The sequence below is a fragment of the Citrobacter amalonaticus genome (assembly GCF_018252635.1).
GTDB classification, from domain to species: Bacteria; Pseudomonadota; Gammaproteobacteria; order Enterobacterales; family Enterobacteriaceae; genus Citrobacter_A; species Citrobacter_A amalonaticus_E.
The window spans coordinates 341,510-354,385 of sequence record NZ_JAGTXM010000001.1 but is presented as its reverse complement, the minus strand read 5'-3'; the positions used below and the strand labels follow the sequence as shown (position 1 = coordinate 354,385).

Here is a 12,876-nt window from a genome sequence, read left to right as displayed (position 1 = left end):
TTTCCTTTAATCGTAATTATCAGTTATTCCTTAGAGGTAAAATCTTTGGCGTGATACTGGAACCAGCGAGTCAGGATGTCTAAATCCTCGGCGCTGATATCCGTTCTCGCGCCCATCCCTTTTGCTACGGAAGGCCAGGCATTTAAGGTGTAATGTTCAGAAGAAATCGGCGCATGGCATCCAGAGCAATACGCTTTGTCGAGTGATTTGGCGTAGTTCCAGATCGCGTCGGGTTTACTCAGAGCGGGTTCAGACAGAGGTGCGCGTAGAGAAACATTGCGCCACGCGTTTCCGTAGGGATCCTTTTCCCAGTCGCTGGAGATTGTGAGCGCTTTTTGACCTTCGTCGGTGAGTGTGGCAAGGACCAAACGCTGACCCGCCGCGAAGTAAATCACCTGTTCAGCGCCCTGCATTTGGCTACCGATAATCTCCACTTCCCGCGCATCGCCGGAATGCCCCACCACGTTCAGTTTGGTGGCCGGATAAACCGTGCCCAGCTTGCCCAGTGCGGCAGGCGCGACGGGGTATACTTCTTTCGCATCAACCGGCGTCTGGCGTGCGTTTTCCATCAGCGCATCATGCGCTTTGGTGTCAATCGTGATTTCAGGCGGGAAGTGCGCGATACCTTTATGGCAATCAATACAGGTTTGCTTTTCTTTAATGCCCAGCGCATGCATTTTTTGCGCATCGGCGCTCTGCTTTTGCAGGTCCATGGCGTCAAACTGGTGGCACGAGCGGCAGGTCGCCGAATCGTTGGCTTTCATCTGCTCCCAGACGGTCTCCGCCATCTCAAGGCGATGCGCTTCATATTTTTCCGGCGTATCAATTTTTCCGGTGACAAACTCATGCCAGATATCCTTACTGGCCTTAACTTTGGTGATCAGGTAATCCATGCCCGATTGCGGAATGTGGCAATCACGGCACTCAGCGCGGATACCTTTCTGGTTCATAAAGTGCACAGAGCCCTGGTATTCTTCATAGGGTGCTTGCATCGTGTGGCAGGAGAGACAAAACGAGGTATCTGACGTTTTATGCATCATCCACATGGATGACAGCGCGAGTATTCCCCCCAGTAGAATACCCACGAATACAAGACCCGCTATCCACTTCCATTTTTTATTCATACCTTGCCCTGAAATTAATTCAAACGTTAATATTTAATTTTGTGTAAGGTATTTTGCTGGATGATTTTTCAACAAGAATTGATGTAACACAAAAGTGGTATTAGCCAGAAAGAGTTAAACGTGCTTTTGATCGACTTTTTGAAAGTTTATAGAAAAGGATACCGCTAACTGTATGTTGTAACTCAAGTTATAGCTGTATCGATATGAAATGAAATATACAACGATTAACTGAAACTTACCATCGTTATATATTTAAATACATAAAGAAATAATGTTACAACGGTGCGCTTTGCTGGCTGAAATAAACTGAGTTTTCCAGTTTGGTTATCTTCTTAATGAGTGCAGGGGTAGTTAACGATTTTTAAGCGCTCGCGCAGGAGCGAGGAGCGTTACGGACGAATGTAGGAGAAATCATGAAAAGGACAGCCGCTCCGATTCAGGGAGCGACTACGCAATTCCAACCCTTTCTGTTTAGGCCACCAGCAGTTTAACCACCGCTTTACGCACCGGCGCTGGTGTGCCGACGGCACACAGCGGCTTGTGCACTTCTTGCGGATAAAAGACGACAAAGTCACCTTCATTCAGGATCAGCGTTTTCTCCTGTTCACCTTCCGCTAAAAACGCAATGTCTTTATCGGCCAGCCAGTCGGTATCCGGCTTACCGGCAGGCAGTACGCTGAAGGTCATCCCTTCCTGCCCTTTCAGCACGATCTGAATGTCCAGATAGCGGGCATGATACTCCGCACGACGCTTCTCGAACGGCTCCGTCATATCTTCAGAAATCAGGTAGAACAAACGGCTACCGTCAATCTCATGTTTCCCCTTCTCCGTCGTCTCACTAACGTTTGCCTTAATGTACTCAATCGCCTGGCGGAGTTCTTCAGGAAGCCAGGATTGCAGATGGTGAATATTACCAACGATCATCTCATACCCCTCATTCAAAACAGCGTTTCAATTTTAGTTGTTATACGAAAAAAAGCCTGGTCGTGCCATCGCTATCTTGCAAAGTTTTGCGTCAGCGCATGTTTATCGCTGAAGTTGTTGAATGTCTGTTAACACCAAACAGTGATCTATGCATCTTTAATGCATAAAATGTAAATTCTACAAATCAAAATTCACAACAACATATTGTTATAAAAGGAGTTATAAGAAAAACCGTTGGTCGATCACAATTCATTTCCACTGCTTAATCAATGATAATCACCATAGTTATTGCTCAATTTACTTTATGGGGGAAATAATACAAATCACAATACGCATATTTATGCATTAAATTATTAATATCACATAAAAATCATATAGTTACATTGTTTTTATTCTTTGCCCACACCAACAAATAATTAACACTAAAAAATAATCTGACGTATAACTGCGTAGTAATTCAGGTTGAGACTTTTTATTTTTGTTATTTCTCAGACCTCCGTCATATATTAATTAAGAAAAAACAAATATCCAAATGGATGTGAAACACATCACATTCACGACCTCTAAATAATTTAATGATGCCTCTCGAAAAATATCGGAACAATTATGGCTGCGAGCATTTCTATTATTCGCAGCCCATCCCTTTTTTATTCCTGAAATAGAGTGAAGGTATCGTAATGGAAAAACATTATGTCGGTTCTGAAATCGGCCAACTACGCAGTGTGATGTTGCATCGCCCTAATCTCAGTCTGAAACGCCTCACGCCGTCTAACTGCCAGGAGCTCCTGTTTGATGACGTACTGTCGGTAGAACGCGCAGGTGAAGAGCATGATATTTTCGCCAACACGTTACGCGAACAAGGTATCGAAGTTCTGTTACTCACTGATTTACTGACACAAACTCTGGATATCGCGGATGCCAAAAGTTGGCTGCTGGAAACGCAAATCTCGGATTACCGACTTGGCCCTACTTTCGCCACTGACATCCGCGCCTGGCTGGCCGATATGTCGCATCGGGAACTGGCCCGTCATTTAAGCGGCGGACTCACCTACGGCGAAATTCCCGCCTCGATTAAAAATATGGTGGTTGATACTCACGATATTAATGACTTTATTATGAAGCCATTGCCAAACCATTTATTTACCCGCGATACATCATGCTGGATATATAACGGTGTTTCTATTAATCCAATGGCCAAACCGGCTCGCCAGCGCGAGACCAATAATCTTCGCGCCATCTATCGCTGGCATCCGCAATTTGCCGACGGCGATTTTATTAAATATTTCGGCGACGAGAATATCAATTACGACCATGCCACTTTAGAAGGCGGCGATGTGCTGGTCATCGGGCGCGGTGCTGTGTTGATCGGCATGTCCGAACGCACGACGCCGCAAGGAATCGAGTTTCTTGCCCAGTCGCTGTTTGCCCATCGCCAGGCCGAACGGGTGATTGCCGTTGAGCTCCCCAAACACCGCTCCTGTATGCATCTCGACACCGTTATGACCCACATCGATATCGACACCTTCTCCGTCTACCCGGAAGTGGTACGCCAGGACGTGCAGTGCTGGACCCTGACGCCGGATGGCCGCGGCGGTCTGAAACGTACCGAAGAACGCACGCTGGTTAACGCAATTGAGAAAGCGCTCGGTATCGATCAGGTGCGCTTAATCACCACCGGTGGCGACGCCTTTGAAGCCGAACGTGAGCAGTGGAACGACGCCAATAACGTCCTCACGCTGCGCCCCGGCGTGGTCGTGGGCTACGAGCGCAACATCTGGACCAACGAGAAATACGACAAAGCTGGCATCACCGTGCTGCCAATCCCCGGTGATGAACTGGGGCGCGGACGCGGCGGCGCGCGCTGTATGAGTTGCCCACTGGAACGCGATGGCATTTAAGGAACCCACCATGCAAAACAAACCGACTCTGGTTGTCGCCCTCGGCGGTAATGCGTTGCTCAAGCGCGGTGAACCGCTGGAAGCCGACATCCAGCGCAAGAACATCGTTCTGGCGGCGAAAACGATCGCCCAGCTCACGCAGCAATGGCGGGTGGTGCTGGTTCACGGCAACGGGCCGCAGGTGGGCCTGCTGGCATTGCAAAACAGCGCCTACGACCGCGTCACCCCGTACCCGCTGGACATTCTCGGGGCGGAAAGCCAGGGGATGATCGGCTACATGCTGCAACAGGCGCTGAAAAACCAACTGCCGCAGCGCGAGATCAGCGTCCTGCTCACGCAGGTAGAAGTCGATCCTAACGATCCGGCCTTTCACAACCCGACCAAATACATCGGTCCGGTTTATGACCCCGCCCAGGCCGACGCGTTGCAGGCCGAAAAAGGTTGGGTCTTCAAAGCGGACGGCAAAGCGTTCCGCCGCGTGGTGCCTTCACCACAGCCGAAACGCATCGTAGAGAGCGATGCCATCCAGGCGCTGATCGCCCGCGATCACCTGGTCATCTGTAATGGTGGCGGCGGCGTGCCGGTCGTCGAAAAAGCAGACGGTTACCACGGCCTCGAAGCGGTGATCGACAAAGACCTTTCCGCCGCATTGCTCGCCAGTCAGATCCGCGCTGACGCGCTGCTGATCCTGACCGATGCCGACGCGGTATACCTCGACTGGGGCAAACCTACCCAGCGTCCACTGACTCAGGTGACGCCGGAACGCTTAAGCGAAATGCAGTTTGACGCCGGTTCAATGGGACCAAAAGTCAGCGCCTGCGCCGACTTTGTCAGCCGCTGCCACGGTATCGCGGGCATCGGTTCGCTGGCCGATGGCCCGGCCATTCTCGCCGGAGATAAAGGCACCCTGATACGGCGCGAAACCGCAGTCGCGTAACCCTTTTTACCTGATGGCACGACTTCGTAGGCCGGATAAAGCAACGCCGCCATCCGGCAGCGAAACCCTGCCATTGCCTGATGGCGCTGCGCTTATCAGGCCTACATCAACCAAGGATACATTGATGGCTATTTCACTGAAAAATCGCAATTTTCTCAAACTTCTCGATTTTAGCCCGGCGGAGATCCAGTTCCTTATCGATCTCGCCATTGACCTGAAAGCGGCAAAAAAAGCCGGACGTGAAAAGCAAACGCTGATCGGGAAAAACATTGCGTTGATATTCGAAAAAACCTCCACCCGCACCCGCTGCGCCTTTGAGGTCGGGGCATTCGATCAGGGCGCGCAGGTCACTTACCTCGGACCAAGCGGCTCGCAGATCGGTCATAAAGAGTCGATGAAAGATACCGCTCGTGTACTGGGCCGGATGTATGACGGCATCGAATACCGCGGGTTCGGTCAGCAGATCGTCGAGGAACTGGGGCAATACGCCGGGGTACCGGTGTGGAACGGCCTGACCGACGAATTCCATCCCACGCAGATCCTCGCGGACCTGATGACCATGCTGGAGCACGCGCCAGGGAAAACGCTGCCCGAACTGAGCTTCGCCTACCTTGGCGATGCGCGCAACAACATGGGCAATTCACTGATGGTCGGCGCCGCGAAGATGGGTATGGACATTCGCCTCGTCGCACCAAAATCCTTCTGGCCAGATGAAGCGTTGGTTGCGCAGTGCCGCGACATCGCCAGCACCACCGGGGCACGCATCACGTTGACGGACGATGTGGAAGAAGGCGTCTACGACGTTGATTTTCTGTACACCGACGTCTGGGTCTCAATGGGTGAACCGAAAGACGCCTGGGCTGAACGCGTCAGCCTGATGACGCCGTACCAGATCAACCAGAAGGTCATCGACGCGACTGGCAACCCCAACGTGAAGTTCATGCACTGCCTGCCCGCCTTCCATAACGAACACACCAAAGTGGGACGTGAGATAGAAGCCGCCTACGGCCTGAAAGGGCTGGAAGTGACGGAAGACGTTTTCGAATCCGCACACTCCATCGTGTTCGACGAAGCGGAAAACCGCATGCACACCATCAAAGCGGTGATGGTGGCGACGCTCGGCGACTAATCCACACGGCCGCTACTGGACCGTACGCACCGGGCGCGGGTGCCTTCCTGACCCTCGCCCACGTAAGGAGACCCATTATGCGAAATCAGGATTTTCCATGCCTCTTCGTTAATCTTTCGGTCATTCGTGACAACACCCGGTCGCTGATTGCGCTGTGCCGCCAGCACGGTGTCGAGCCTGTCGGCGTAAATAAGCTGAGCTGCGAAGCGGCAAATGTCGCCAGAGCCATGATTGACGCGGGTATCAGCACGATTGCGGATTCCCGGATCCAGAATCTCAAGAAAATCGCCGACCTGCCCGTCGACAAACTGCTGCTGCGCCTGCCGCAGATAAGCCTGGCGCATGACATCGTGGCCTATGCGGATATCTCGCTGAACTCTGAAGAACATACGTTGCAGGCGCTCTCTGCGGCAGCTATGGCGCAGAACAAAACGCACCGGGTCATTCTGATGCATGACCTTGGCGATCTGCGCGAAGGCTGCATGGATCCACAGGAGACGCGACGCCTCGCACGCCTGGTACACAAGCAACTGCCGGGACTGACGCTGGAAGGACTGGGCGCTAATCTCGCCTGTTACGGCGGAGTGGAACCCACTACCGAAAACCAGCAGGCGCTGGTCGATCTCGCCCGTGAGATCGAAGACGAGCTGGGCATTGAACTGCGCACGATTTCCGGCGCCAGCTCCGCCGCTCTGTTTTTGCTGATCAACGGCGGGCTACCGGTGGGCGTCAACCAACTGCGGCTTGGCGCATCGCTGATCATGGGATTCGGCCTGAATGACGAACCGATCCCCGACACCCGCCAGGATGCTATCAAGCTCGGCGTGGAGATCATCGAGCTGAAAGAAAAACCCTCCGTTCCGCAACACTCCACGGCGCTGGATGCCATGGGGAGAAAACCAGTATTCGAAGATCTTGGCGTACACCACCGGGCGCTGGCCGCGCTTGGCGAGCAGGACGTCTCCTTCTCCCAGCTCCGACCATTTGATCCCGGCGTCAAAGTGCTCGGCGCCAGTTCCGATCACCTGATCCTCGATGTCACCCACGCTGCATCGGGATATCAGGTGGGAGACATCGTCTATTTCGCCCTGGGATACAGCGGCGTCTTGCAGTGCATGACCTCCGAATACGTCGGCAAACAATACAGCTACTTCTAAAAAATCATTCTCTGTCAGATTGAGGACTCTCTTCATGACTACTCTTGATACCAGCAAACCGGCTGCGGATGCTTCGGCCTCCCCGTCCGTAGGTAAGCTCAAACTTCCGGCGCTGACGGCGCTTGTGGTCAGTGCGCTGATCGCCGCCGGGGTATTTTCTCTGCCACAAAACATGGCCGCCAAAGCGGGCGCCGGCGCGATCCTGATCGGCTGGGGGATCACCTTTATCGGGATGTTAACCCTCGCCTTTGTCTTCCAGACCCTGGCGCACCGTAAAAGCGACGTTGAAGGCGGCGTGTACGGTTATGCCCGCGCGGGCTTTGGCGAGTACATCGGTTTTAACTCTGCCTGGGGTTACTGGATCTCGGCGTGGATCGGCAACGTTTCATATTATGTGGTGATCTGTTCCGCCCTCGGCTCCTTCAGCGCGCTCGGTTTCTTCGGCGATGGCACCACGCTTTCCGCGCTGATTGTGGGTTCTGTTCTGCTCTGGGCTTTGCATTTCCTGATCTGTCGCGGCGTACAGGGTGCCGCCCTGCTCAATCTGATCGGCACGGTCGCAAAAGTGGTTCCTCTGATCATGTTTGTCGTACTGGTCAGCGTCGCCTTTCAGATCCGCACCTTTAAGATTGAATTCTGGGGCAATGAACAGCTTGGCTCCGTCATGGACCAGGTGAAAAACATCATGCTGGTCACTACCTGGGTATTCATCGGTATTGAAGGCGCCGCCATGTACTCGGGCCGGGCGATGAAAAAATCAGACGTGGGTAAAGCCACCATGATTGGATTTTTCATCTCAATCCTGCTGTTCGTCGCCGTTTCGGTTCTGTCGCTCGGCGTCCTTTCTCAGCCAGAGCTTGCACAGCTGAAAAATCCCTCTACTGCGGGCGTACTGGCTGCGGCCGTCGGGCCGTGGGGTGCAGCCCTGATGAATATCGGCCTTATCGTTTCCGTTGGTGCCGCGCTGCTGGCCTGGACCTTGTTATCTGCGGAAACGGCGTACATGGCCGGTAAAGACGGCACTATGCCCAAGTTTCTGGGCAAGGAAAACGCCAATAAAGCGCCGGTCAACGCGCTGCTGCTAACCAATGGTCTGACCCAACTGTTCCTGATCATCGCCCATTTCCAACAGGCGGGGTATCTTGCGCTGTTATTACTGGCCACCTCAATGATCCTGATCCCCTATTTTCTCAGCGGGTTGTATGCCCTGAAAGTCGCGTGGCAGAGGGACGGTTACCACAGTGATGAACAACGTTCTGTTACCCGCGACATTATCATCGGCACGCTGGCAACGCTCTATGGCGCCTGGCTGGTCTATGCCGCCGGGATGGAATATCTGCTGCTGTCGATGATCCTCTACGCCCTCGGTATCGTTTTTTATGTCTGGGCGCGGAAAGAGAAAAATGGACGACTTTTCAATCCAATAGAGATCGTTCTGGCTATTATGGTGGTGGCCGCAGGGATCTACGCGGTCTATCTGCTGGCAACAGGCGTGCTTACGCTCAGTTGATGCACGTCAATACGGGGAAGACGAAGCGGCAAAACTCCGTCTTTCCTTAGACGACTAAGTGGAATATTTTCCCATGCGGTTGCCATCCGTTAGGATGCTAAAGCGCACTCCAGTAAAATTTCAATAAGCCGATCAAAGACATCCCGGTTGAAATGGAGAACATTTGCTTAGTGCGTCATCACTGAAAATAGAAACATTGGGCAGATCTACTGGTTGTTATCTTCGGCTGATTACACTGGACTAACTGATGATGAAACTTTACCAACCCACTTCAGAAAAAGAAGAACTACAGCTCTCTGTTTGTCAGCGCCTGATTGGCGAAAAAAGCTATCTCTCACAGGAGGAGATCCGCCGCGATCTGCAAAACTACGGTTTTGAAACCATCAGCCAGTCGACGGTTTCTCGCCTGTTGAAAATTCTTGGCGTCATAAAAATTAGAAATACGAAAGGACAAAAAATTTATTCCGTAAATCCGCAATTGCGCCCTGCCCCCGATGCCGCCCGTTCAATTGCTGAAATGGTGGTGAGCGTGGAACACAACAGCGAATTTATCCTTATCCATACGGCGGCCGGGTATGGCCGCGCCGTCGCCAGGATCCTTGATTATCACGCTCTGCCAGAAATCCTGGGGGTCATCGCGGGTAGCAGTATTGTCTGGGTCGCACCACGGGTTGTGCAGCGCACCGGCCTTGTCCACAAACAGATTAATTACTTACTAAAAATGAATTAATATTCATTAAAACCGTTTGCGTTGAATAAAAATGGCATTTTTTGCTTGATCCACAAACGGAGCTGAGTATAATCGCGGACAATTTGCCGGGAGGAAGTATGGTCCAGTGTGTACGACATTCTGTCTTACCGCGTCTGAAAACAGACGCTGGCCTGCCGTTTTTCTTTCCGTTGCTCACCTATTCCCAGCCCCTCAAATGAGGGGCTTTTTTTTTGCCCAGGCGTCAGGAGATAAACATGGCTAACCCGCTATATCAAAAACACATCATTTCCATAAACGACCTCAGTCGCGACGACCTTAATCTGGTGCTGGCGACAGCGGCGAAATTAAAAGCGAACCCACAGCCGGAACTGCTCAAACACAAGGTAATTGCCAGTTGCTTCTTTGAAGCCTCGACCCGTACCCGCCTGTCGTTTGAAACCTCCATGCACCGCCTGGGTGCCAGCGTGGTCGGCTTCTCCGACAGCGCCAACACGTCGCTGGGCAAAAAAGGTGAGACGCTGGCGGATACCATTTCTGTGATCAGTACCTACGTTGACGCGATCGTGATGCGTCACCCGCAGGAAGGCGCGGCGCGTCTGGCGACCGAATTCTCGGGTAACGTGCCGGTACTGAACGCCGGCGACGGTTCGAACCAGCATCCGACTCAGACGCTGCTGGATCTGTTCACCATTCAGGAAACGCAGGGGCGTCTGAACAACCTGCATGTGGCGATGGTCGGCGACCTGAAATATGGCCGCACCGTGCACTCCCTGACGCAGGCGCTGGCGAAATTTGACGGTAACCGCTTCTACTTCATCGCTCCGGATGCGCTGGCGATGCCGCAGTACATTCTCGATATGCTCGACGAAAAAGGTATTGCCTGGAGCCTGCACTCTTCTATCGAAGAGGTGATGGCGGAAGTGGATATTCTGTACATGACCCGTGTACAGAAAGAGCGTCTGGACCCTTCAGAATACGCCAACGTGAAGGCCCAGTTTGTTTTGCGCGCCAGCGACCTGGCGGGAGCACGGGAAAACATGAAGGTACTGCATCCGCTGCCGCGTATTGATGAAATCGCCACAGACGTGGATAAAACGCCTCACGCCTGGTATTTCCAGCAGGCAGGCAATGGGATTTTTGCGCGCCAGGCGTTACTGGCACTGGTTCTGACTCGCGATTTGGCACTGTAAGGGGAGATAACGAGATGACACACGATAATAAACTGCAGGTTGAAGCGATCAAATGCGGCACCGTAATCGACCATATTCCCGCACAAGTCGGCTTTAAATTACTGACGCTGTTCAAGCTGACCGAAACCGACCAGCGCATCACCATCGGCCTTAATCTGCCTTCCGGTGAAATGGGCCGTAAGGACTTGATTAAAATTGAGAATACCTTCCTGACCGCCGAACAGGTTAACCAACTGTCGCTGTACGCGCCGCAGGCCACCGTTAACCGTATCGACAACTACGAAGTGGTGGGCAAATCGCGCCCAAGCCTGCCGGATCGCATCGACAGCGTACTGGTCTGCCCGAACAGTAACTGCATCAGCCACGCCGAGCCAGTTTCTTCCAGCTTTGCAGTGAAAAAACGGGTAGATGACATCGCACTCAAATGCAAATACTGCGAAAAAGAGTTTTCTCATTATGTGGTGCTAGCCAACTAATTAGGGTTGGTTATAAATTCCTGGCTACCTATAATACCTGGGAAAATTCTTTTACCGCTGTACTTCAGGAGAAATCATGAGCAAAACTATCGCGACGGAAAATGCACCCGCAGCTATCGGTCCATATGTTCAGGGCGTTGATCTGGGCAGCATGATCATTACTTCCGGCCAGATCCCGGTTGACCCGAAAACCGGCAGCGTGTCGGACGACGTCTCCGCTCAGGCGCGTCAGTCACTGGAAAACGTGAAAGCTATCGTAGAAGCCGCTGGCCTGAAAGTCGGCGACATTGTGAAAACGACTGTGTTTGTCAAAGATCTGAACGATTTCGCGACCGTCAACGCCACCTATGAAGCATTCTTCACCGAACATAACGCCACCTTCCCGGCTCGTTCCTGTGTGGAAGTAGCGCGTCTGCCAAAAGACGTGAAGATCGAGATCGAAGCGATCGCCGTTCGTCGTTAAGGGATAAAAAAATCCGGGCATTTCTGCCCGGATTTTTGTCACTGCGATCCCCTTACATCACGCCAAAGAATTTCGGCAGGAACAACGAAATCTCCGGAATATAAGTCACCAGCATCAGTACCAGGAAAAGCACCGCATAGAACGGTAGCATCGCCTTCACCACCTGCTCTATCTTCTGTTTACTCACCGCACTGGCAACAAACAGCACCGACCCTACCGGCGGCGTAATCAGGCCAATCCCCAGGTTCACCAGCATAATCATCCCGAAATGTACCGGGTCAATGCCGAGCGCGTTGGTGACCGGCAGCAGCACAGGGGTCAGGATCAGGATCAGCGGCGCCATGTCCATCAGCGTACCGATCAGTAACAGCATGATGTTAATGCACATCAGGATGACATACTTGTTATCCGAGATGCTGGTAAAGGCTTCGGTAATGCGCATCGGTAGCTGCATGTACGTCATGATGGCGCCAAATGCCGCAGCAAAACCGATCAGGATCATCACAATAGTCACCGTCTTCACCGTGCGATACATCAGCTTCGGCAGTTCAGACCATTTGTAGTCGCGGTATATAAACATGGTGACAAAGAACGCCCAGAGGCAGGCGATTGCCGCCGACTCCGTCGCGGTGAAGATACCGGAAAGGATCCCGCCCATAATGATGACGACCGTCATCAGCCCCCACAGCGTATCGAGAAAAATCTTTAGCGCCTGTCGGAACGGCACACGCTCCCCTTTCGGGTAGCCGCGCTTATGGGCAAAGCCCACGCACATCACCATCAGGGTGAAACTCAGCAACAGTCCTGGCAGGATCCCGGCAATAAACAGCGCGGCAATCGACACCGTACCGCCCGTCGCCAGCGAGTAGATCACCGAGTTATGGCTGGGCGGCGTCAGGATGGCCTGCACGGAACCGCTGGCGGTGACCGCGGCGGCGAAGTCACGCGGATAGCCTTTCTTATCCATTTCGGGGATCATCACCGAACCGATCGATGCGGTATCCGCCACCGACGATCCTGAGATCGCGCCAAAGAAGGTCGACGCCACAATGTTCACCAGCGACAGGCCGCCGCGAATGAAGCCAACAAAGATATAGGCGAAGTTTACTAACCGCCGCGCAATCCCCCCCTCCGCCATAATAGCCCCGGCCAGAATAAAGAACGGGATCGCCAGCAGCGAAAATTTGTTCACACCGTTGGTTAACTGGATCATCACCGCTTCAAGCGGGATATCGATATACCATGCCCCAACGATCGCGCTGATCCCCACCGCGTACGCGACCGGCACCCCAATCGCCAGCATGATGCCGAGCGTAAAAACGAGAATAAATGCATCCATTTGCTTTCCCCTATGAA

12 protein-coding genes and 1 pseudogene are annotated in these 12,876 nt (G+C 52.8%); 10 read left to right on the top strand and 3 right to left on the bottom strand.

Annotated features, from left to right (window positions below; genetic code table 11):
* Positions 1-23: 23 nt before the first annotated feature.
* Together KE671_RS01650 and KE671_RS01645 are read right to left on the bottom strand one after the other, a co-directional pair.
* A complete protein-coding gene (locus KE671_RS01650; RefSeq protein ID WP_206161441.1) occupies positions 24-1,124 on the bottom strand; it encodes a NapC/NirT family cytochrome c in 1,101 nt (366 codons plus the stop codon).
* 471 nt (positions 1,125-1,595) lie between these two features.
* Positions 1,596-2,048 carry a YhcH/YjgK/YiaL family protein gene (locus tag KE671_RS01645; RefSeq protein WP_206161440.1) on the bottom strand — a complete coding sequence of 151 codons (453 nt, stop codon included), beginning with the start codon at positions 2,046-2,048 and terminating at the stop codon, positions 1,596-1,598.
* Positions 2,049-2,725: 677 nt separating this feature from the next.
* Between KE671_RS01645 and arcA the strand changes: the two genes are divergently transcribed.
* The 10 genes and pseudogenes from arcA (at position 2,726) to ridA (ending at position 11,520) form a co-directional block, all read left to right on the top strand.
* Positions 2,726-3,946 (top strand): arginine deiminase, encoded by a 1,221-nt coding sequence (gene arcA, locus KE671_RS01640; protein ID WP_206161439.1) that lies wholly within the window; start codon positions 2,726-2,728, stop codon positions 3,944-3,946.
* A gap of 10 nt (positions 3,947-3,956) precedes the next feature.
* Positions 3,957-4,883 (top strand): carbamate kinase, encoded by a 927-nt coding sequence (gene arcC / locus KE671_RS01635; RefSeq protein WP_206161438.1) that lies wholly within the window; start codon positions 3,957-3,959, stop codon positions 4,881-4,883.
* A gap of 124 nt (positions 4,884-5,007) precedes the next feature.
* Complete coding sequence (gene argF / locus KE671_RS01630) at positions 5,008-6,012, top strand: ornithine carbamoyltransferase (RefSeq protein ID WP_206161437.1); 1,005 nt, start codon at positions 5,008-5,010, stop codon at positions 6,010-6,012.
* A gap of 77 nt (positions 6,013-6,089) precedes the next feature.
* On the top strand, positions 6,090-7,169 hold the full coding sequence (locus KE671_RS01625) for an alanine/ornithine racemase family PLP-dependent enzyme (RefSeq protein ID WP_206161436.1): 1,080 nt from the start codon (positions 6,090-6,092) through the stop codon (positions 7,167-7,169).
* Positions 7,170-7,203: 34 nt separating this feature from the next.
* Complete coding sequence (arcD, locus tag KE671_RS01620) at positions 7,204-8,679, top strand: arginine-ornithine antiporter (RefSeq protein WP_206161435.1); 1,476 nt, start codon at positions 7,204-7,206, stop codon at positions 8,677-8,679.
* A gap of 250 nt (positions 8,680-8,929) precedes the next feature.
* The gene (locus KE671_RS01615) at positions 8,930-9,409 is read left to right on the top strand and encodes an arginine repressor (RefSeq protein ID WP_206161892.1); all 480 of its coding nucleotides are present in this window, start codon (positions 8,930-8,932) and stop codon (positions 9,407-9,409) included.
* Between the two features lie 98 nt (positions 9,410-9,507).
* Positions 9,508-9,643, top strand: a pseudogene (gene pyrL / locus KE671_RS22960) (pyr operon leader peptide).
* A 2-nt stretch (positions 9,644-9,645) separates the two neighbouring features.
* Positions 9,646-10,581: an aspartate carbamoyltransferase gene (gene pyrB / locus KE671_RS01605; protein WP_206161434.1), complete on the top strand. Its 936-nt coding sequence runs from the start codon at positions 9,646-9,648 to the stop codon at positions 10,579-10,581.
* A 14-nt stretch (positions 10,582-10,595) separates the two neighbouring features.
* Positions 10,596-11,057 (top strand): aspartate carbamoyltransferase regulatory subunit, encoded by a 462-nt coding sequence (gene pyrI / locus KE671_RS01600; protein ID WP_046495617.1) that lies wholly within the window; start codon positions 10,596-10,598, stop codon positions 11,055-11,057.
* A 76-nt stretch (positions 11,058-11,133) separates the two neighbouring features.
* Positions 11,134-11,520, top strand: coding sequence for a 2-iminobutanoate/2-iminopropanoate deaminase (gene ridA, locus KE671_RS01595; protein WP_042999238.1), 387 nt, complete (start codon positions 11,134-11,136; stop codon positions 11,518-11,520).
* Positions 11,521-11,572: 52 nt separating this feature from the next.
* On the opposite strand, the gene KE671_RS01590 is transcribed toward ridA, so the two are convergent.
* Positions 11,573-12,859, bottom strand: coding sequence for a TRAP transporter large permease (locus KE671_RS01590; protein WP_102603478.1), 1,287 nt, complete (start codon positions 12,857-12,859; stop codon positions 11,573-11,575).
* Positions 12,860-12,876 lie beyond the last annotated feature (17 nt).

Coding starts and splice junctions, on each gene's coding strand:
- KE671_RS01590 (WP_102603478.1), bottom strand. CDS start 12,859: ATGGATGCATTTATTCTCGTTTTTACGCTCGGCATCATGCTGGCGATT.
- KE671_RS01615 (WP_206161892.1), top strand. CDS start 8,930: ATGAAACTTTACCAACCCACTTCAGAAAAAGAAGAACTACAGCTCTCT.
- arcC (WP_206161438.1), top strand. CDS start 3,957: ATGCAAAACAAACCGACTCTGGTTGTCGCCCTCGGCGGTAATGCGTTG.
- KE671_RS01625 (WP_206161436.1), top strand. CDS start 6,090: ATGCGAAATCAGGATTTTCCATGCCTCTTCGTTAATCTTTCGGTCATT.
- KE671_RS01650 (WP_206161441.1), bottom strand. CDS start 1,124: ATGAATAAAAAATGGAAGTGGATAGCGGGTCTTGTATTCGTGGGTATT.
- ridA (WP_042999238.1), top strand. CDS start 11,134: ATGAGCAAAACTATCGCGACGGAAAATGCACCCGCAGCTATCGGTCCA.
- pyrI (WP_046495617.1), top strand. CDS start 10,596: ATGACACACGATAATAAACTGCAGGTTGAAGCGATCAAATGCGGCACC.
- KE671_RS01645 (WP_206161440.1), bottom strand. CDS start 2,048: ATGATCGTTGGTAATATTCACCATCTGCAATCCTGGCTTCCTGAAGAA.
- argF (WP_206161437.1), top strand. CDS start 5,008: ATGGCTATTTCACTGAAAAATCGCAATTTTCTCAAACTTCTCGATTTT.
- arcA (WP_206161439.1), top strand. CDS start 2,726: ATGGAAAAACATTATGTCGGTTCTGAAATCGGCCAACTACGCAGTGTG.
- pyrB (WP_206161434.1), top strand. CDS start 9,646: ATGGCTAACCCGCTATATCAAAAACACATCATTTCCATAAACGACCTC.
- arcD (WP_206161435.1), top strand. CDS start 7,204: ATGACTACTCTTGATACCAGCAAACCGGCTGCGGATGCTTCGGCCTCC.